We start from the raw sequence: 21,107 nt of genomic DNA, 5'->3' as shown, positions 1-21,107 counted from the left end.
ATAATGAGTGCAAACTGATAAATGAAAGAAGTGAAATAGATGACTTTGGACGTCAAGGAAAGTGAAATTGTCGAAGCGGTATACGAAAGTAATCATACTTGGGTTTCTGTAGAAGCAAAATTAAATTATGAATTAGATCCTACTGTATTATTCCATGTTACGGAAGACAGTGCAGGAGACCGTTTTTATTTTAAAAAAAATGACAACGAAACTTCATTCTTTGGCTATCATGCTATTAAAAGATTTAAAAATGACTTTGAAAGTAAACAATCTATTTTCCGAGAATGGGAAAAATATAAAAGTGATATTGATTTAATTCATCCAAATTCAGAACGACATCATTTAAAGATATGTGGTGGATTCCAATTTTCAACACATAAATCTGGAGATGAGTGGCGTGAATTTGGTATTAATCATTTTATATTACCTGAAGTATTGGTAACTATGGAAGAAGGAAACACGTATATTACCTATACTGTAAAAGCAGATCAATTTGAAATTGACTCATTTTTATCGATTATAGATAAGTTAACTCAAGAGAATGTTAGCCCAAATTTTGAAAAAGGTGAAATTAAGCGCATTGAGGATATTTATAAAGATGAGTGGCGTGATTTAGTTAAAGATACAATAGATATATTAGACGAAAATAAAAAAATTGTGCTTGCAAGAAAACGATTGATTATGTTTGATAAAAACATAAACATCCCTTATATCTTAAACCAAGCAACACAAGGTGAACATAATAGTTACTTATTTGTATTAGAATCACAAGACAGTGTATTCTTTTCACAAACACCTGAACAGTTAATGGAAATTAATGATGAAATACTATCTACCAAAGCAGTTGCAGGTACGATTAAACGTACCCACCAAGATGATGTAGATAATGAAAATATAAATGCATTTTTAAACGATGAAAAAAACTTAAATGAACATCGTTTTGTCGTAGACAGTATATTGAATGATATTGAATTGTATGTTGAAGATATTACATACAATAAAAAACCACAAATTTTAACAAATGATCATTTGTATCACTTATATACGAAAATTAAAGGACAATTGATTAGCAAATCTTATATTGGTTTATTAGATAATCTTCATCCGACGCCGGCGCTTGGAGGTTATCCTAAAGAGGAAGCAATTGAATATATTGAACAAAATGAGTTTGGAACACGTGGGCTTTATGGCGCGCCAGTTGGCTATATTGACATGTATGATAATTGTGAATTTATTGTTGCAATTAGATCTATGTTGATTAAGAAAAATCAGGCAACATTATTTGCTGGTTGTGGGATTGTAAGTGATTCTGATGCGGATAGTGAAGTAGAAGAGACTGCTGTTAAATTTAGCCCAATGATGAAAGCTTTAGGAGTCGAGAAATATGAATAACCATACAACTGCATTAACAAAACAGGTATTTACTTTTGTTTCAGAATTATATGCATACGGAATAAGAGAAATAGTGATAAGTCCAGGGTCTCGTTCAACACCAATGGCAATTGCAATTGAGGCACATCCTAAAATGAAATCTTGGATTCATCCAGATGAACGTAGTGCTGCTTTCTTTGCGATGGGGTTAATGAAAGGTAGTGAGCGACCAGTTGCTATTCTTTGTACATCTGGTAGTGCTGCCGCGAATTATACACCAGCCATTTCTGAAAGTAGCTTGAGTCATTTACCACTAGTGGTATTAACAAGTGATCGTCCACATGAACTCAGAGGTATTGGGGCACCACAAGCAATAGATCAAACAAATATGTTTGCAAATTATACACAATATCAATTTGATTTCCCTATTGCTGATAGTAATGATGACCAAGACTTTATGACGAATACAGTTAAATTCCAATTACAAAAAGCGAGTCAGTATTTATATGGCCCGCATCGAGGTCCAATTCATCTGAATTTGCCATTTAGAGAGCCGCTGACACCTGATTTAGAAAAAGTTGAATGGTTAACTTCAGATACGAAGATTATGCCACATTATCAAAAAACGACGAGTCTCAATGAAATAAATGTAATTGTTAAAAAACGCAAAGGACTTATTATCGTTGGTGATATGCAGCATCAAGATGTAGATCAAATACTCACATTTGCGACGATACATGATATGCCTATACTTGCTGACCCATTAAGTCAATTACGTCGTGAGCACCATCCTAATGTTATAACGACATATGACTTATTATTTAGAGCCGGATTAGAAGTAGATGTTGACTTTATAATTAGAGTAGGTAAACCAGTTATTTCTAAAAAAATAAATCAATGGTTAAAAGATACGAAGGCATTTCAAATATTAGTGCAGAATAACGATAGACCAGATGCATTTCCAATAACACCTCATGTTTCTTACGAGATGTCTGCAAATGATTTCTTTAGACAATTATCTGAGACAACTACAGTTGAACGTAAGCAATGGTTAGAAAAATGGCAATCATTAGAGAAACATGCCAAAGTTGAAATTAAAGATTATGTAAGAACTGCGACAGATGAAGCGGCCTACGTAGCAAATGTACTAGACAAATTAACAACAGATGATGCATTATTTGTGAGTAATAGTATGCCAATTCGAGATGTAGATAATTTGTTTATAGACTGTGAAGCAGCAGTCTTTTCAAATCGTGGCGCTAATGGTATAGATGGTGTTACTTCAACAGCATTAGGTATGGCGGTACACAAGAAAGTGACATTATTAATTGGCGATTTAGCCTTTTATCATGATATGAATGGCTTGCTCATGTCTAAATTAAATGACATCAATTTGAATATTGTGCTATTAAATAATGATGGTGGAGGAATCTTTTCCTATTTACCACAGAAAGATTCAGCCGATGCATATTTCGAAAGGTTATTTGGCACACCAACTGGATTGGATTTTGAACATACTGCGCTACTTTACGACTTTACATTTAAACGATTTGAATCTATTGAAGCATTTAAGTACACTGAGTTATCCAAATTTGGCGCACATATTTATGAAATTATGACGCATAGAGAAGATAACCTACAACAACATCTTAAACTCTATAAAAAGTTGAGTGATATTATCAATGTTACATTATAAATTTCATCGAGCGAATCAATCAACTAATCAATTATTAGTGATGCTACACGGCTTTATTAGTGATCAACAGGCATTTGATAACCATATTCACATATTGAAAGAAAGCGTAAATATCGTAACTATTGACTTGCCTGGACATGGTGCAGATGAATCTCCATTTCATCGAGAGTGGGACTTTCCTTTTATTAGCCAACAGTTAGATGAAACGCTAGAAGTGTTTAGTGCATATCAATTATTTTTACATGGCTATTCAATGGGTGGTAGAATAGCGTTGTATCATGCAATTCATGGCAACACTACATTGACAGGTCTTGTCTTGGAAAGTACGTCCCCAGGCATTGAAGATAGAACAGCACAGATAGAAAGGCAACAAGTTGATTATGCACGTGCCCGAGTATTAGAAATTGCAGGATTAGAAGTTTTTGTTAATGATTGGGAAAAACTGCCACTATTTTATACACAACATGACTTAGATAAGATCACTAAATTAAGTATTCGTAACATGAGAATGCGTCAAGACGCATCTAGATTAGCAAAAGCGTTGAGAGATTATGGTACTGGAAAAATGCCTAATTTATGGTCGGAATTGAATCAAATACAAATCCCAACATGTATTATTGTTGGAAATTTAGATGGTAAATTTTGTGAAATTGCTCAAAAGATAGTTTCAATTATACCGAAGACTGAACTTTTTGAAATAGCACAGAGTGGTCATACTGTTCATGTGGAAGAAATGGCAGAATTTGATAGAATAGTATTAGGTTTTATTCAAAAGGAGGAGCAAAATGACTAGACAGTGGGAAACAATTAAAGAATATAAAGAGATTAAGTATGAATATTACGATGGAATCGCTAAAGTAACAATTAATCGACCTGAAGTTCGTAATGCTTTTACACCAAACACGGTACAAGAAATGATGGATGCATTTACTAAAGCACGTGATGATCAACGTGTTGCTGTTATTATTTTAACAGGTGAGGGAGATAAAGCATTTTGTTCTGGTGGAGATCAGTCAGTACGTGGCCACGGTGGCTATGTAGGTGAAGATCAAGTTCCTCGTTTAAACGTATTAGATTTACAAAGACTTATTCGTGTAATTCCAAAACCAGTTATCGCAATGGTAAGAGGTTATGCAGTAGGTGGCGGTAATGTATTAAATGTTGTATGTGATTTAACAATTGCTGCTGATAATGCTATCTTTGGCCAAACTGGACCGAAAGTAGGGTCATTTGATGCAGGTTACGGTTCTGGTTATTTAGCACGTATAGTAGGGCATAAAAAAGCGCGTGAAATTTGGTATTTATGTCGCCAATATAATGCACAAGAAGCACTAGATATGGGATTAGTTAATACAGTAGTACCACTAGACGAAGTAGAAGATGAAACTGTTAGATGGTGTGAAGACATTAAGAAACATTCACCAACTGCTTTAAGATTCCTAAAAGCTGCTATGAACGCAGATACAGATGGCTTAGCTGGACTTCAACAAATGGCTGGAGATGCAACATTACTTTACTATACAACGGATGAAGCAAAAGAAGGTAGAGATGCGTTTAAAGAAAAACGTGATCCTGATTTTGACCAATTCCCTAAATTCCCGTAAGGAATTATTATATTAACCGTTATTGAGAGGTTAACATATACTGTCGACAAAGTATCAGACTTTGTCGACATTTTTTTGCGCTTTTGCGCAATTACAACTTTGACTTTACTATGTATCTTTATACGGAATTATCTAAGATATGATTTCGATCCATTATTGTGACTTTATTCAGTGATTTTGCCCATAGTAAAAGAATAAAAAAGATGAATAACTGGAATCATTACATAGATTTTATTTTTATATAAAAATAAGATAGTGTATCAATTTATAGTTAGAAATACGTTGTTTAAAAAACTCTTTTAATAGTTATAATATATTTGACTATAATTTAAAAATATATTAATATTATAATGAAAAGAAATGAGGGAGAACAATGGCATCAGACGCTAACGACCAAATACGAAAAGAAATGTGCTACTTATTTTATATTACGAGTAAAGAAGTTGTAAATCGTTTTAATCGCTACTTAAAACAGTATGATATAAGCTTTCCTAACTATATTGTATTACTTTATATTGAAAACGATAAAAATGTTTATATTAAAACGTTATGTGATGAACTCTATTTAGATTCTGGTACTATAAGCCCTATAATTAAACGTTTAGAAAAAAAAGACCTAATTAATCGAATCAGAACAGAAGAAGATGAACGTAGAGTTAAAGTGAGATTAACAGAAAAAGGTTTGAAACTTAAAGAAGAATTCAGCAAAATCTCCGAAGATGTTATTCAACAATTTGATATGGAAGTTGAAGAGTCAGTTACTTATTATCAAATTTTAAAAGCGTTTGCTGAGAAAAATGTTTTTAAGAAAAATGAAGATTTATAAATATAAAGCACCCGCTAAACATTGAAGATAATTCAACATTTAGCGGGTGCTTTTGTGTCTATAATAAAAAGTTATTGTTGATAGTATTCCTTAAGAAATTCTTCAAGCCTTCTCATACCTTCTTTTAAGGCGTCAAGTTCATAAGCATAGGATATACGTACATGACCTTTACCTAAATCAGTAAAAGCTGAACCTGGTACCATTGCTACATGTGCTTTTTCAAGTACATTAATACAAAATTCAAAATCGTCATCAGTAAATTTTTTGATGCTAGGGAAGATATAAAAAGCACCTTCTGGCTTAGCATCAAGTTCAAATCCGAGAGACTCTAATTTTTGAATTAAAAAATCACGACGTTCAATATAAGCTTTATTCATATATTGTGGTGCTTCTAAGCCTTCATTTAAAGCAGCAATACAAGCAATTTGTGCTGGTACATTTGCACAAATACAATTATAAGCATGCATAAATGTTAACTTTTCAATTAAGTACTCAGGTCCAATTAAAAATCCAATACGGATACCAGTTGCAGAATGTGATTTACTTAAACCACCTACGAGTAAAAGTTGATCGCGGATAGCATCAAATTCTGCAAAAGAAGTATGTTTTCCACTAAATGTGTTTTCAGCATAAATTTCATCACTAATTATGAATATCTCTTTATCTTTCAAGGTCTCAGTGATTGCTTGAACCTCATCATACGATAATATGACGCCAGTAGGGTTAGTTGGATAGTTTAGTAATATTGCTTTTGTATTGTTCGTAATATGAGCTTCTATGGCCTCAGGAGTGATTTTATACTGAGACTGAGTTGTATCTATGAAAATTGGAACGCCACCCAGTGTTTTAATTAAAGGAATGTATCCTGCATAAATAGGGCCAGGAACAATAATTTCATCGCCTTGATTAATAATACTTCGTAATGCTGTATCTAATGCTTCACTAGCGCCATTAGTAATAATAATTTCTTCAGTACTATACTTAAAATGATAGCGTTGCTCAAAATATTCACTTACAGCGTTTCTTGTTTCAAATAATCCTTTATTATGCGAATAGGTTGTTTGATTTTCATTTATCGCATTAATATATGCAGATTTAACTACATCTGGCATAGGAAAATCTGGTTGGCCAATTGTTAAATTGATACAGTTATCAATGTTCTTAATACGACTTGAAAATTGACGTATGCTTGGTGCACTTAAATATTTAGCATTATTGTTTAAAGAAAGTTTCATTGATTATTTCACCTCGAGATTAAAAATACCGAATTGTATTTTTATATGTATGATTAATAGATATCATCAAATTATTTCTATCATAACATATTTAAAATAAATACAATTCGGTAAAAGCTTTTATTAACCTTTGAATTTAGAAGGTGACTGCAAATTAATAACTGGGTTTGTCCATTTTGATACAAAACGTGTCGATAAAATATAAACAATGAAACATGTTGCACTTAAAAGATAAATATAAGTTAAAACAGATATTTCATCTTTAAACGGATGAAGACCAAAACCACGAACCACTCCGATTACAAGACCATGTAATAAATAGATATGCATTGTTCTACGTCCTATATAAGTAAAGAATTTTTCTTTTTCAGGTATTAAATTCAAGAAAGAAAACATTGTTGCTAAAATAATAAAATAAAGGAGTAATCTTTTGAACGGACTGTAAAGATCTTGTTTCCCTTCTAATGACATATATGGCGAATCACCTAACAACCAGTCTGAATTGATTGGATGAATGGTATAGATTATATAGAAAGTCACTAAAATTATAAAAGCAATAGGGACGAACTTTTTATTTCGTAAAATTTGAGTATGTTTACTTGTAAATAAATAACCTAAATAAAATATCGGAAAGAACATAATCGTTCTTGAAAAACTCAAATAATTATCAATATTGTCAGAATAACCAGCAAATAATGAAAAAATGATTGCTATTGGTAAGACAAAATAAGGTTTATAGTCTTTAACAATTACTAAAATCACATGAAAGAAGAATAATGTAAGTAAAAACCAAAGTGCGAACACTGGATCGAAAGGATCGAATTGAACGCTATCTTCTTTACCAGTTAAATAATAATATATAGAGAAAAAACCAAAGAAAATAATATAAGGTATTAATAGTTTTTTAGAGACTTTTTCTAAATAACCAGCTTCTCCTGCTTTTTTTGCAAAGTAACCAGAAATAAATAAAAATGCTGGCATATGAAAGCTGTATATTGTTAAGTACAACGACGATAGATATGTACTCGCTTCATTGTAAGGTTGTAATAAATGCCCAAAGACAACAAGAAAAATCAATATTGCTCTTGCATTGTCAAAAAAGTAATCTCTCTTTTTTAATTGTGCCATGCTTTTTCTCCTTTAAAAGTGCCGGGTGAATTTTATAATCACTGATACTAATTTATTATAAATCATATGAGAAATGCAACAAAATAGATCGATTTGTATTTTATTATTGTATATTATGTAGAATGACATTATAATATTAAGAAATATAATAGTGTCATTTGATTGGTAGTAACAAGTAAATTAACATAGTGGAGATGAAGCAACATGTACAAACAACTAGAACAATTAATTACACTGACGAGTAACGATTTGAACTTAGTAAGTAGAAGGTTTGGCCAACGTACAGATTTAACTTCAGAGCAATTAGAAATGTTAAGAATTTTATACAATTATGAAGTTTTATCTCAATATGACTTAACTATGAAAATTAATAAAGAACAATCAATTGTATCACGTTGGATAAAAAAACTTTGCCAAATGGGTTACATAACTAGTAAACAATCTAATAAAGATTTGAGATGTAAAGATTTAGTGGTAACGGATAAGACAAAGGAACTTGTACAACAAATTAATGAGGTAAGGGTAGCTTTAATTGAAGCGCGCTGCCAAAATTTAACTTCACAAGATATAGAAGACTTAAACCATTTGCTATATAAATTAAACGTTCGTCATGCTTATTTACGTTAGATTATTGGGGCTGATTAATTTATATGAAAGCACCAATAAATAAAAATTTAAGAGTACATGTATCACTCATAGAAAATATCTGTTGAGTGATCATGTACTCTTATTTTAATTGTATAAAAGAAAATATAGTATTGTAGGTGTAAATTAAGCTTTATAAGTATTTACATCAAAATATTTACCTAATTTACCCATTGAATCATAGAACCCTTTAATACGTGTGGCATTGTGCTCTGCCCATCTTACGTCAGTTGCGTATTGATGTTCACCTGGATTTTCAGGGTTCCAACGCATTTTATAAAGTGTATTTTGACCTTGGCTGATGTATGAACTTGAGATGAATTTAGCGCCACCAACGATTGCTTTTTTAACTGTATCCCAACCGTTAGATTTGGCAGTAGCGAAACCTTGTTTAACTGCATCGCTATCAACTGCTCCGATACCAAACATATTATAATATTTGTTTGGACCATCTGTTACGACTTTATCATCTACTACATCGCCACCGTTAGCAAGTTTTGAAGTACCATCGCCTGTTTCTAATAGGGCATGTGAGATTAAATAAACTTCATTTATATTGTAAGCCTTAGCTGCTTCACTGAATGCTTCGCCTTGACCTTCTAAAATGCCTTTACCAACTAAAAGTTTATCTAAATCTGCTGAAGCAATATCTTGAGATTTATCTAAACGTAAGAATTGATATTTTTGAGTAGGGTCTTGTGCTAATTTACCAGTATCCATAGCATTTTTTATTTCGATAGGTGTAGCATCTTCCCATTTACCTGGTGTGTGTTGAATTTGAGGTTTGGTTTTTAAACCTGCTTGAATTGCAACAGCTTCATCTAGCGTTAGACCAGATTGATAATATTTGATTAACTCTTTGCGTAAGTCTTCTTCTTTAATCCAAACCATTTGGCCATTAGATAGTTTGCCGTGATACCAAGTCACACCATTGACAACTTGTTTCTCGAATACTGTAAAGATACTTTCATAGAAATCATTTAATGAGCCTGCTGGTTGATTAGAAGTTGGATCTAAGTAATAACTACCATCAGCATTATAAATAACATAATCAAATTTATAAGGTGTAACTGCCGATTTAGTTACGTCAGATGTTTGAGTTTCGGTTGCAACTTTATTATTTGTATTTAAATCTTTAGCTGCAATCCATCCAGTCTTGTTATTAACATTACCGTACAAGTATTCATCTTTATCTACTTTAACTGATTTAGAAGCATTAAATTGATTGTTTTTCACATTTTTTAATGAGTCTAATTGTTGAGCTTTTGTACCCCAAGGTACTGCATAAAGTCCATTATTTGTAGATTTAATTGTGAATTGACCATTTTTAGCAGATGTTTTACTTAAATCACGTGTATTGATGTCTTTTGTATTAACCCAACCTAATGGTGTGTTTTGGTTAGAATTTTGAATTAATACGTAAGTGTTATCGCCTTGTGTACGTTGTTTTGTAACGTTAAATGTACGGCCTGATAATTTAGATGCATCTTTGGCTTTTGTATCATTAACTTTAGTCTTAATACCAGAATTTGTATTATTTAATTGACCAATTTTACTTACTGATTGAGTTGGGTTTGCTGTATTTTTAGTAGCAGCTTCATTAACTGTAATATCACCGGTTTGCATCCAACCTATATTACTATTCGTTTTGTTATCTGTTATTAAGTAGAAACTATTACTTCCAAGTGTAGCTTTTTTACTTAATTTATAAGTATTGCCATTCACATATGGTTTTTGTACACCTTGTTTGTCGTAAACTGAAGTGTAGACACCATGATTTGTTTTGGCTACAGTACCTTGTTGGTTAGTAAGATTAGTTACTGATAATTGACCTGTATTTGCAGGTGGGGCAACAGTTGAACTTGGTGAAGACAACTTACTTAAACTTACCCAACCAGATAAATCATTTACAGAGCCATAAACATAGTTTGTTTTACCAATTTGTTGTTGTTTCGTTGCTTTAAATGTTTGGTTAGCGTTACCTGAAACAGTTCCAGCTTTTTGAGAGCTAGTACCCCAAGGGACTGTATATAAAATTTCGCCTGGTTTAATATTATAAGTTTTATTTATCGCAGTAACAGGTTTAGCTGTATTATAATCCACATCATTTTGGTGAACCCAACCAATTAAGTTCCCTTTATTATAATCAGTTACCAAATAGAAATTTTCGTTGCCTATTTTGGCTGATTTTGTAACTTTTAGTGTTTGATTTGTACGATCAGTTTTTTTACCTTGGTGGTCATAAACTGTTGCATATAAGCCATCATTCGTAGTATTAAAACGGCCAACACCATTATTAGCTTCTACTGTTAATGAACCTGTTTTTGGTGGGGTAACAGTACTACCAGTGTTACTAGAACCACCTGTACTACCTGAGCCACCAGTATTGCTAGAACCATCTGTATTTGTAGATTCGTCTTTTCCACTAGTACTACCTGAAGATGTTGCTCCCCAAGGTGCTACTTGACCAGTTTTAATTAAATATTTTTCATAGATTAGGTCATATAATTCATCATAACTGTAGTTATATGAAGCTAAGTAACCATGAGGGTCCGTATGATTAGAACCACCTAGGAAAGTACTAACGGCTTGGTGAGTCCAAACTGTACCTTGTCCATCGTACTCAGCACTATCTGGTGAAAGACCATAATATTGTAAGTTTGTCGCTGCATAATCAGCATAATTGTTAATTGAACGTGCAAATGAATCATAATCATGTGTATGAACTAACTCAACATGAATAAATCGATCGTTTGCAGCTGGACCAGCGCCCCAAGCAAGATAGTCAGTATTTGCAGTTTCAATAATACGATTACCGTCAATATATGCATGAACAAAAGCACTATTATAATTATTCTTCATGTAGTTAATTTCACCAGTAATAGTTGAGTTATCATTTGCAGTTTCGTGTAAAACGATACCTTCTGGTTTACCATAACGATAATTATATTGCGGTAAATAACTTGCAATATCTTGTTCATAATTTGGAGCTTGGAAGTTATTGTTACGAATATAGTTATTAAGTGATGAACTCACTTGTGGACTATATGCTGGTAGAGAACTTGTTGTGCCTGCTTCTCTTGTTATTGCAGAACGCGTTGAAAGCGTATTATTTACATTAGCTGATGCTACTCTTAATTTAGGAGTAGCTTCTGTACTTACCGTTGTCGCAGTAGTACTTGGCGAACTAGGCTTAGTTGCAACTGCTGTCGCAGTTGATGTTGCCTTACTATCTTCGCTTGTGCTTTGCTCACTTACGTCAGAAGAGTCATCTACTTTATTATCTTCAGAAGCTTTAACATCTTCATCATCTTGAACGTCTTCATTAGAAGCGTCTTCTTCAGTAGCTTTAGCATCTTCAGAATTCTGTTCGTTTACGTCAGAAGAGTCGTCTACTTTATTATCTTCAGAAGTTTTAGCATCTTCATCATCTTGAACGTCTTTATTAGAAGCGTCTTCTTCAGTAGCTTTAGCATCTTCAGAATTTTGTTCACTTACGTCAGAAGAAGTGTTGTCCTCTTTATTTTGTTCAGTAGATTGATTAGTTTCATCATCTTGAACGTCTTCATTAGAAGCGTCTTCTTCAGAAGTTTTAGCATCTTCAGAATTCTGTTCGTTTACGTCAGAAGAGTCGTCTACTTTATTATCTTCAGAAGTTTTAGCATCTTCATCATCTTGAACGTCTTTATTAGAAGCGTCTTCTTCAGTAGCTTTAGCATCTTCAGAATTCTGTTCGTTTACGTCAGAAGAGTCGTCTACTTTATTATCTTCAGAAGTTTTAGCATCTTCATCATCTTGAACGTCTTCATTAGAAGCGTCTTCTTCAGTAGCTTTAGCATCTTCAGAATTCTGTTCGTTTACGTCGGAAGAGTCGTCTACTTTATTATCTTCAGAAGTTTTAGCATCTTCATCATCTTGAACGTCTTCATTAGAAGCGTCTTCTTCAGTAGCTTTAGCATCTTCAGAATTCTGTTCGTTTACGTCAGAAGAGTCGTCTACTTTATTATCTTCAGAAGTTTTAGCATCTTCATCATCTTGAACGTCTTCATTAGAAGCGTCTTCTTCAGTAGCTTTAGCATCTTCAGAATTCTGTTCGTTTACGTCGGAAGAGTCGTCTACTTTATTATCTTCAGAAGTTTTAGCATCTTCATCATCTTGAACGTCTTCATTAGAAGCGTCTTCTTCAGTAGCTTTAGCATCTTCAGAATTCTGTTCGTTTACGTCAGAAGAGTCGTCTACTTTATTATCTTCAGAAGTTTTAGCATCTTCATCATCTTGAACGTCTTCATTAGAAGCGTCTTCTTCAGTAGCTTTAGCATCTTCAGAATTCTGTTCGTTTACGTCGGAAGAGTCGTCTACTTTATTATCTTCAGAAGTTTTAGCATCTTCATCATCTTGAACGTCTTCATTAGAAGCGTCTTCTTCAGTAGCTTTAGCATCTTCAGAATTCTGTTCGTTTACGTCAGAAGAGTCGTCTACTTTATTATCTTCAGAAGTTTTAGCATCTTCATCATCTTGAACGTCTTTATTAGAAGCGTCTTCTTCAGTAGCTTTAGCATCTTCAGAATTTTGTTCACTTACGTCAGAAGAAGTGTTGTCCTCTTTATTTTGTTCAGTAGAATGATTAGTTTCATCATCTTGAACGTCTTCATTAGAAGCGTCTTCTTCAGTAGCTTTAGCGTCCTCAGGATTCTGTTTGTTTACGTCAGAAGAAGTGTTGTCTTGAGCTGTATTTTGTTCAGTAGATTGATTAGTTTCATCATCTTGAACGACTTTATTAGAAGCGTCTTCTTCAGTAGCTTTAGTATCTTCAGGATTCTGTTCGTTTACGTCAGAAGAAGTATTGTACTCTTTATTTTGTTCAGAATTTTGATTAGCTTGATCGTCTTGAACGTCTTTATTAGAAGCGTCTTCTTCAATAGCTTTAGTATCTTCAGAATTTTGTTCGTTTACATCAGAAGAAGTGTTGTCCTCTTTATTTTGTTCAGAATTTTGATTAGCTTGATTGTCTTGAACATCTTTATTAGAAGTGTCTTCTTCAGTAGCTTTAGTATCTTCAGAATTTTGTTCGTTTACATCAGAAGAAGTGTTGTCTTGAGCTGTATTTTGTTCAGTAGCTTGCGTATTTTCAACAGTTTGACTGTTATCAACTGCAGTAGTTGTATCATCAGTTGAATTGCCTTCGTTGTGTTGAATATTTTGATTAGAAGTATCTTCTACAGATTGTTGAGTCTCTTCGGAATCTTGCTGGTTTAGGTCAGAAGAACTATTGTTTTGAGCGGGCTCTTGTTCAATACTTTGAGCATCTTCAGAATCCTGAGTGTTTTCAGTTACTTCATTAGCTTCAGATTGCGTGTTCGCTTGGTCTTCTTGGCCTGAAGTTTGTTGATTGTATGTATCTTGACTTGGTGTTTGATCAGAGTTCAACTCATCTAATTCTGCATCGTAAGTGTTAACTTCGTTTGCTAAGGTCTGTTCAACTTGTGTAGGGTCTTGGTATGATTGTGTACCTGAAATATTAGCGGTAGGTTTACTAACTTCAGATTTGATTTGTTCACTTTGTTTAAGTGTATTCTTATCATCTAACACATTCTCGTTTGTAGATTTATTTTGTACGTCATCTGCAGCTTGTGCTTGATGAGATGTTAAAGCTGTACCTGCTAACGTTAGTGCTACCATCGACGGTACTTTATAAGTAAACTTTTTCTTAGTCATTAAACTGCCCCTTTAACTATATAATTTAATATCTATTATAATACGACTTTTGGAGGAGTGGTTTACTTTTTACTGATTTGTAATATAAAATTAATCTAATTAAGTTTTGGAAAAGTTATAACATCTGATTTAATGCGTTATAAAGCTTAATTTTGAAAATATTGAAATATTACAAAAGATAGTTGCAATATAAATACAAAAACATATTAAATTGGGTTAAATAGATTTTGTCATAGCAATATGATCAATATTTTCCTCAATAAAAATCTTTCCAAAAGGTTTATATCCAAGAGATTCATAAAAAGTTTGAGCGTGGCATTGTGCATTTAGCATTAAGGAATGATGGCCTTGATTTTTAGCGATTTCTTCTAAAAATTGCATGAGTAGTTTGCCATATCCAGATTTTCTATGAGATGAAATAATAGCAACTCTTTCTATTTTAACGGCATTGTCATAAGGACGAAATCTACCAGTGGCGAAGGGGATGTTGTTTTCATCATATCCAATGATATGCGTAGCAATAGCTTCGTATTGATCTATTTCATTTTCTAACGGTACACCTTGTTCAAGAACAAATACTTGTTTTCGTACACTATATGCATCTTCCATCATGGAAGGCGTTGTAACAATTTTAAACATAACTATTCCTCGTTTCATTTATTTTGGTTAAAAAAACGCCCTATCAAAGTTTAATATGATAGGGCGTTTTTTAATGATTATTGTGCTTCTTTTCTAATTATCGCAGTATATTGCCAAAAAATTCGCATTTGTGCAATATTCCAATTATTCATACCCATTGTAAAACCAGATGGTCTAAATAAATTAACATCTGTAACCTCTAGTGCAGCCGCAATAAGATATTGGATGGGTACGCTAATTTCTTTCATTGTTTCTGTAATACCATTTTGATTATAAACCCATGAAAACGGTAATTCTGATTCAAAAACATCAACTTTTTCGAATATTTCTGGAAGTCCAACAATATAACATGCACCATCGATGATAGGATTATTATCACTATCTTTATAGTATATGCGTAAAGCTTCATAGTTTTCACGGTGTTCATGATTGACATAGAAAAATTCATTTCTAAAAAGCGCCATATCTTTGCTGTGTATCATTTGTTGTTCTAAAACATTAAACATTCCGTTTATATGAGCAAGTTTTTCGTATGTTTTGCGTGACATATAGTGAGCTCCTCTCTACAGTTAATATTGATTAGTTGGTACTTCTTGAGTATTTTGTTGCTGATTAGGATCTATTTGTTGCTGATTGGTATTCTGTTGTTGCTGATTATTATTGTTTTGTTGTTGGTTAGGGTTACCTTGTTGCTGATTAGGATCTACTTGTTGCTGATTAGGATCAATTTGTTGTTGATCGTTATTCTGTTGTTGTGAATTATCATTGTTTTCAGTGCCATTTAATTCTGATGAATTGTCTTCATCATTATCATTGGAAGTATCATTTTGATTTTTTCTAAGTAGACTACTGTCTAACTCTGTTTGTGGTACGAGTGTACCATAAAAATCAGTGACACGTTGATTTAAGAAATCACTTGTATCTTCAATCTTAGGTAAATTTAAATCATCACGTAGTAAATTTGAAGTGTCTTGAATACTATTAATATCTGGATTGTAATAATAGATTCCATTTAAGTAATCATCTTCACCTTTAAGTTGTTTACTTTTGATTTCAACATCATCTTTTAAATAAGATGTTGCAAGAGCTTTTACCTCATCATAGCTTAAATTATGTTTTGAATTATTCCCAACTATTTCAATAACATCATCTAGCTTACTAAAGGAACCAGCATTTTGTGCCTTAGCAAAGAGTTTTTTAATTAACTCCATTTGTCTTTGACCACGTTTTAAATCAGAATCATGATGTCGTGTTCTAGCGACTGCTAATGCTTCGTCGCCATTTAGTTTTTGATGTCCTTTTTCAACTTTTATTTTGCCACTGTCATCAGTATTTGGTTCACTGATGTCATAAGGGACATTATATTCAATGCCACCAAGTTCATCAACAGCATCTACGAATGCATCCATATTAATACGTACATAATAATCAACCGGTACGTTTAAAGTAGCTTCTACAGAATCCATTGAAGCTGTAGGTCCACCATAAGCATGTGCATGAGTGATTTTATCGTAATAACCTACTTTTGGAATATAACTGATTGTATCACGAGGAATGCTTAGCATTCTTATTTGTTCTTTATCGGAATTAAATGTTGAAAGAATCATTGCATCGGTTCTTGATTGTTCAGTACTTTGCCCATTTTTTTCTCGTCCACTATTTCCATCAATACCTAAAAATAAGATAGAAATAGGATCTTTAGAAGGATCGACTTTAGATTCACGAATGTTTGATTTCCTAGAGGAGTCACCATCGTTAAAAGAATTCTCAAAAGCGCCTTGAGATGATTTGAGTAGAATGATAGCAAATATAACCGGAACAACGACAAGAACTAAAGATAGAAATATTAAAAAATATTTTAAAAATTTATTCATGTTTGAAGCTCCCCATGTATATGATTTTGTACATGTTACTATATTATCGTTAAATGTTATAGCTCTTTTAACTATATTAAATATTTGTAAAGAAGAAAATGTACTATAACTTATAATTTTATTACTATAGCTAGTAAATATCAACTATGAATGTGTTATTTTCAAGTTTAAAGTAAAATTAAATTAGGGTATGTGAAGTATAATGCTTATATATTGGAATTTATCAGTAGAAACTAACAAAATTGTCATTTGCTTAGAAATGATTTATAGCGATACATGAGCTATAATATATAATAGAAATATCATCTTGTGAACAATAACTGTGTTTCAAGGAAATGACAAAATAATTATAAATATAAGAAAAAAGGGCTTTGCTACGTTATAATTTAAGAACAATGCTTTCTATAAAATATTTTTAAAATTAATAATTGAAATGGATATATCTTTAGCAAAAGATATGAGGAGGAAAAGTGAGTATGAAGCAAGAATGGTTAGATAAAATAGATGAGAGTTTAGTGAAAGATTTTTATGAAATACAAACTGAAACAGAAAAAGAAGAAGGGTTCAAAGGAAGTTTAGCTTTTGGAACTGCAGGTATTAGAAGCACTTTTGGCTTAGGACCAGGAAGATTAAATGCATTTACAATTCGCAAAGTGGCTTTAGGTTTAGCTCAATTTTTAAGAAGTAAAATTGATTCACCAACTGTAGTAATACACTTTGATACGAGATTTTTATCTAAAGCATTTTCACAAGAAATGGCTAGTGTGCTAGCTAACAATAATGTTATACCTATTTTATCAGAAGATTATAAATCTACTCCAGAGTTATCATTTGCCGTTAGACATTTGAATGCAGATGCAGGTGTGATGATAACAGCTAGTCATAATCCTAAAAATTATAATGGTATAAAAATTTATGATGAAAAAGGCGGCCAATTATTACCTGATGAATCCGAACAACTTAGTAATTATATTAATACGATAGAATCTCCATTATCGATTAAAAAGGGCGATTTTGAAGTATTAAAAGAAAATAATAGAATTAAATATATTACTAGTGAAGTAACTGAAAAATATAAAAGTGAAGTTAAAGATTTAGTAGGTTCGATTGATGAAAAAGGTGCAAAAGTAGTATTAACCAGTTTACATGGTACAAGTTTACCGTTAGTTTCAAATATATTAACAGAATTGGATTACCAAAATTTTGTGATAGAAGAAGAGCAATCTACACCGGATGGTAATTTCCCAACTGTAGAAATTGCTAATCCTGAAGATGAAACTGCTTTTAATTACGGCCTAGCACTTGCAGAAAAAACAGACGCACAACTGATCATAGCTACAGACCCTGATGCAGATAGATTTGGTTTTATTGAGCGTTATGGAAAAAATGAATATAGATATTTTAATGGTAATGAAATTGGGTTACTGTTTATGAAATTGAGATTTCAAGAATTAGTTGAAGCAGGCGCACCACTTTACATTATTAAATCTATCGTCACAAGTGAGTTAGCAGAAAGATTAGCATTAGCGTTAGATGTACAAGTTAATAATGTGCTGACTGGATTTAAATATATTTCTGATTTAATTGAGCAAAAAGGTGCAGACAATGAGACGCAATTATTACTCGCATTTGAGGAAAGCCACGGCTATTTAGCGAAATCAATTTCTAGAGATAAAGATGCAATTCAAATGGTACCTTTATTAGTTAAATATAAAAATCTATTATCTAAAAATGGTTTAACATTTAAAGACACTATGGAAGATATTTATCAAAATATTGGTGCATTTAAAGATAGAACACTCGCACCGTCATTTGAAGGAGCCGAAGGTGTAGAAAAGATTTCGAATATAATGAGTCAATTTAGAAATAACGATATATTCTCAATTTGTGGTATGGATGTAAAACAAATAGAAGACTATCATACGGGTGAAAATAGAAATGTTATAGAAGGTACAACAGAAGCATTAACGTTACCGAAAACGGATTTGATTAGATTCATTTTTGATAATGGATTTATCGCGCTTAGACCATCTGGAACAGAGCCGAAAATTAAACTCTATTTCTCTCTGAATGTAGAAGATATAGATGCAATTACAGATCAATTTGAAAAAGACTATATTCAAAATATAGATTAATTTATGTAGAGGCAGCAAGATGACATCAAAAAAACTAAAACAATTTATCATTTTTTTAATCTTTATTTTAACAATAATCACTTTTACAATTGGATATAGATATTATCAAGATAATAAACAAGACACGAAATACCAAATTATTCATACGAATAATTTGAAAACAGTAATGGGTAAAAACAACCCACAAATAAACGCGATTCATCAATATTTAGAAAAAGTTAATTTTAACGGCACTATAGCTGTTTTTGAACGTGGTCAACTTAAATTAAATAAAGGATATGGTTTCAAAAATTTTGAAACAGATGAAAAGAATAGGGCAGACACATTATATTTAATCGGATCTTCTCAAAAATTCACCACTGGATTAATGCTTAAGCAATTAGAAAATGAGCAAAAAATTAATATGAATGATGTGGTTCATCAATATTTGCCATGGTTCAAAACATCCAAACCTATTACATTAAATCAACTTATGCTTCATCAAAGTGGTTTATATAAATATAAAGCTTCAACTTCTTATAAAAATCTAGATAATGCAGTACAGTCAATACAACGCAAAGGTATTGAGACTAAATTTTATAATAAAAATAGATATAATGATGCTAATTATTTAGTTTTATCTCGTGTGATAGAAGAAGTAACTGGTAAATCTTTTTCAAAGAATTTCGAAAACAGATTATCAAAGCCATACGGATTGGAGCACACGGCATTTTTTAATGATGAAACTTTCAAAAAAGATATGGCGGAAGGCTATAAAAAAGATGAAAATACAGGTGAACCGGTTAAGCAGAAGCCTAATGTTTTAAACCAATATTAAGGCGCTGGTAATTTATATATGACCCCTCATGATATGGGGAAATTGATATTAACTTTACAAAACAATGAACTATTCAAAGATAATATAACAACGCCTTTACTACATGAAAGTTTAACGCCACGTTATCCAAAAGCGTATCGTTATGGTTTTTATTCACTTCCTAATAAAAATCGAATTAATGGTGGTTTTTTTGGACAAGTATTTACGGCATATTTTAATGACGACTATATTGTGGTGCTTGGGACAAATTATGAAAATAATGATGTGAATAATGAGGAAAAGATAAAACATATTTTTAATAAATTACTAAAACAAGACAAGCCTTATAATATAGTAGGGCAACGTTATTAATTACTTGATTATTGTAGTAACCTAAAATGAAGTAATTTAAAACACTCCTAACTGTAAAGTGTAAAGGTACAACCTTTAACTTGATGACAGTATTAGGAGTGTTTTTTCTTAAGTATAAATAATAGTTATATTATGCTACAAATCATATTCACCTTATTTACAGTATTTTAGTGCATTGACGAACATGTCCTCAAACGTATCGGGATGAATGGACATGACCACTGAACAATTAGGGAAGCGAGATTTGAAATCAGTTACTGTTGCACCTTTTGTAAATGTACCATTCGTTTCTATTTGTACATCTGCTTCCTGTACATTGAATTTCTCAGGATGAAGCAAATAAAGCACAGTATATGCATCGTATACATTAATCCCTTTTTCAAAATCATCGCCTTTGTAATGCTTGAAGAGTTGATGCAACATATCACCAGTTTCATTTAGTGTTGGTAGTTTATTTACAAATGCATGGCTTAATGTTGAACTTCTTGCTACATCAAGTCCTACCATGGTTAAAGGCAAACCAGAATTAAAAACGATTTGTGCAGCCTCAGGGTCACAATAAATATTAAATTCCGCTAAAGGGGTGACATTACCACGGTCTGCGCTGCCTCCCATTAATACAATTTCCTTAATATAATCTTTTACTTCTGGATAAGTAGAAAGTAATAAGGCAATATTCGTTAATGGACCTATAGGTATAAGAGTTATAGGAATCTCACTACTTATTAAAGCTTTTCGCATTGCTTCTACAGCATGTGTTGAAGCTAAATCTTTTTCATTTACTTTAGGAAATGGATAACCATCCATACCTGACTCACCATGAACTTGGCTTGCATCTACAATCTCAGAAACTAATGGTTGAGAAGCCCCTCTATGAACGGGTACGTCACTTGCAAAGAATTGCTTGAGTTTCAACGTATTTGCTGTAGTTTTCTCAATGCCAACATTACCATTAATTGTAGTAATCATTCGTAGGTCAAAGTTGGGATGATTCAGCGCGATACTTATAGCAGCGGCATCATCAATACCAGGATCGGAATCTATAATGATTGGTTGTTTCATAATTGTTAA

At 32.3% G+C, this 21,107-nt stretch carries 14 protein-coding genes and 1 pseudogene; 8 read left to right on the top strand and 7 right to left on the bottom strand.

All coding sequences use genetic code 11. The features are described from left to right. The first annotated feature begins 39 nt into the window (after positions 1–39). The 5 genes from PYW44_RS08975 (at position 40) to PYW44_RS08955 (ending at position 5,497) form a co-directional block, all read left to right on the top strand. Complete coding sequence (locus tag PYW44_RS08975) at positions 40–1,392, top strand: isochorismate synthase (protein WP_002512253.1); 1,353 nt, start codon at positions 40–42, stop codon at positions 1,390–1,392. Further along, positions 1,385–3,067, top strand: a complete 1,683-nt coding sequence (menD, locus tag PYW44_RS08970; RefSeq protein WP_021339518.1) for a 2-succinyl-5-enolpyruvyl-6-hydroxy-3-cyclohexene-1-carboxylic-acid synthase — start codon at positions 1,385–1,387, stop codon at positions 3,065–3,067. The genes PYW44_RS08975 and menD overlap by 8 nt, the downstream gene beginning before the upstream one ends. Beyond that, positions 3,054–3,860: a 2-succinyl-6-hydroxy-2,4-cyclohexadiene-1-carboxylate synthase gene (gene menH, locus PYW44_RS08965; RefSeq protein WP_002508055.1), complete on the top strand. Its 807-nt coding sequence runs from the start codon at positions 3,054–3,056 to the stop codon at positions 3,858–3,860. The genes menD and menH overlap by 14 nt, the downstream gene beginning before the upstream one ends. Continuing rightward, entirely contained in the window at positions 3,853–4,671 is an 819-nt protein-coding gene (gene menB, locus PYW44_RS08960) for a 1,4-dihydroxy-2-naphthoyl-CoA synthase (RefSeq protein WP_002508054.1), read from the top strand. The genes menH and menB overlap by 8 nt, the downstream gene beginning before the upstream one ends. A 373-nt stretch (positions 4,672–5,044) precedes the next feature. Beyond that, positions 5,045–5,497, top strand: coding sequence for a MarR family winged helix-turn-helix transcriptional regulator (locus tag PYW44_RS08955; protein WP_021339519.1), 453 nt, complete (start codon positions 5,045–5,047; stop codon positions 5,495–5,497). Between the two features lie 71 nt (positions 5,498–5,568). Here the strand turns inward: PYW44_RS08955 and PYW44_RS08950 are convergent, their stop codons facing one another. Then, positions 5,569–6,732 carry an aminotransferase class I/II-fold pyridoxal phosphate-dependent enzyme gene (locus PYW44_RS08950; protein ID WP_021339520.1) on the bottom strand — a complete coding sequence of 388 codons (1,164 nt, stop codon included), beginning with the start codon at positions 6,730–6,732 and terminating at the stop codon, positions 5,569–5,571. Between the two features lie 123 nt (positions 6,733–6,855). Next, positions 6,856–7,860: an acyltransferase family protein gene (locus tag PYW44_RS08945; RefSeq protein ID WP_021339521.1), complete on the bottom strand. Its 1,005-nt coding sequence runs from the start codon at positions 7,858–7,860 to the stop codon at positions 6,856–6,858. Between the two features lie 204 nt (positions 7,861–8,064). On the opposite strand from PYW44_RS08945, the gene PYW44_RS08940 reads away from it, so the two are divergent. Further along, complete coding sequence (locus PYW44_RS08940) at positions 8,065–8,487, top strand: MarR family transcriptional regulator (protein WP_021339522.1); 423 nt, start codon at positions 8,065–8,067, stop codon at positions 8,485–8,487. A gap of 144 nt (positions 8,488–8,631) precedes the next feature. Here PYW44_RS08940 and PYW44_RS08935 read toward each other — a convergent pair whose 3' ends face one another. The 4 genes from PYW44_RS08935 to PYW44_RS08920 all read right to left on the bottom strand — a co-directional run bounded on the left by PYW44_RS08935 (position 8,632) and on the right by PYW44_RS08920 (position 16,733). Beyond that, a complete protein-coding gene (locus tag PYW44_RS08935) occupies positions 8,632–14,220 on the bottom strand; it encodes a GW dipeptide domain-containing protein (RefSeq protein ID WP_236593602.1) in 5,589 nt (1,862 codons plus the stop codon). 216 nt (positions 14,221–14,436) lie between these two features. Next, the gene (locus tag PYW44_RS08930; RefSeq protein ID WP_021338624.1) at positions 14,437–14,859 is read right to left on the bottom strand and encodes a GNAT family N-acetyltransferase; all 423 of its coding nucleotides are present in this window, start codon (positions 14,857–14,859) and stop codon (positions 14,437–14,439) included. A 77-nt stretch (positions 14,860–14,936) separates the two neighbouring features. Then, positions 14,937–15,407: a DUF2538 family protein gene (locus PYW44_RS08925; protein WP_002508047.1), complete on the bottom strand. Its 471-nt coding sequence runs from the start codon at positions 15,405–15,407 to the stop codon at positions 14,937–14,939. A gap of 21 nt (positions 15,408–15,428) precedes the next feature. Beyond that, on the bottom strand, positions 15,429–16,733 hold the full coding sequence (locus PYW44_RS08920; protein WP_107518744.1) for an LCP family protein: 1,305 nt from the start codon (positions 16,731–16,733) through the stop codon (positions 15,429–15,431). 476 nt (positions 16,734–17,209) lie between these two features. Here PYW44_RS08920 and PYW44_RS08915 point away from each other — a divergent pair, with 476 nt between their 5' ends. Together PYW44_RS08915 and PYW44_RS08910 are read left to right on the top strand one after the other, a co-directional pair. Continuing rightward, a complete protein-coding gene (locus PYW44_RS08915; RefSeq protein WP_021338626.1) occupies positions 17,210–18,868 on the top strand; it encodes a phospho-sugar mutase in 1,659 nt (552 codons plus the stop codon). Between the two features lie 19 nt (positions 18,869–18,887). Then, positions 18,888–20,036: pseudogene (locus tag PYW44_RS08910) on the top strand (serine hydrolase domain-containing protein). Between the two features lie 153 nt (positions 20,037–20,189). On the opposite strand, the gene rihC reads toward PYW44_RS08910, so the two are convergent. Then, positions 20,190–21,098, bottom strand: coding sequence for a ribonucleoside hydrolase RihC (gene rihC / locus PYW44_RS08905; protein WP_115076015.1), 909 nt, complete (start codon positions 21,096–21,098; stop codon positions 20,190–20,192). Positions 21,099–21,107 lie beyond the last annotated feature (9 nt).

This window comes from Staphylococcus equorum (genome assembly GCF_029024965.1).
GTDB classification, from domain to species: Bacteria; Bacillota; Bacilli; order Staphylococcales; family Staphylococcaceae; genus Staphylococcus; species Staphylococcus equorum.
The sequence above is the reverse complement of the archived record's forward strand: the minus strand, read 5'-3'. Positions and strand labels throughout refer to the sequence as shown.

Bases quoted from the DNA above. Each gene is read 5' to 3' on its own strand.
- PYW44_RS08975 (WP_002512253.1), top strand. From the start codon at position 40: ATGACTTTGGACGTCAAGGAAAGTGAAATTGTCGAAGCGGTATACGAA.
- menD (WP_021339518.1), top strand. From the start codon at position 1,385: ATGAATAACCATACAACTGCATTAACAAAACAGGTATTTACTTTTGTT.
- menH (WP_002508055.1), top strand. From the start codon at position 3,054: ATGTTACATTATAAATTTCATCGAGCGAATCAATCAACTAATCAATTA.
- menB (WP_002508054.1), top strand. From the start codon at position 3,853: ATGACTAGACAGTGGGAAACAATTAAAGAATATAAAGAGATTAAGTAT.
- PYW44_RS08955 (WP_021339519.1), top strand. From the start codon at position 5,045: ATGGCATCAGACGCTAACGACCAAATACGAAAAGAAATGTGCTACTTA.
- PYW44_RS08950 (WP_021339520.1), bottom strand. From the start codon at position 6,732: ATGAAACTTTCTTTAAACAATAATGCTAAATATTTAAGTGCACCAAGC.
- PYW44_RS08945 (WP_021339521.1), bottom strand. From the start codon at position 7,860: ATGGCACAATTAAAAAAGAGAGATTACTTTTTTGACAATGCAAGAGCA.
- PYW44_RS08940 (WP_021339522.1), top strand. From the start codon at position 8,065: ATGTACAAACAACTAGAACAATTAATTACACTGACGAGTAACGATTTG.
- PYW44_RS08935 (WP_236593602.1), bottom strand. From the start codon at position 14,220: ATGACTAAGAAAAAGTTTACTTATAAAGTACCGTCGATGGTAGCACTA.
- PYW44_RS08930 (WP_021338624.1), bottom strand. From the start codon at position 14,859: ATGTTTAAAATTGTTACAACGCCTTCCATGATGGAAGATGCATATAGT.
- PYW44_RS08925 (WP_002508047.1), bottom strand. From the start codon at position 15,407: ATGTCACGCAAAACATACGAAAAACTTGCTCATATAAACGGAATGTTT.
- PYW44_RS08920 (WP_107518744.1), bottom strand. From the start codon at position 16,733: ATGAATAAATTTTTAAAATATTTTTTAATATTTCTATCTTTAGTTCTT.
- PYW44_RS08915 (WP_021338626.1), top strand. From the start codon at position 17,210: ATGAAGCAAGAATGGTTAGATAAAATAGATGAGAGTTTAGTGAAAGAT.
- rihC (WP_115076015.1), bottom strand. From the start codon at position 21,098: ATGAAACAACCAATCATTATAGATTCCGATCCTGGTATTGATGATGCC.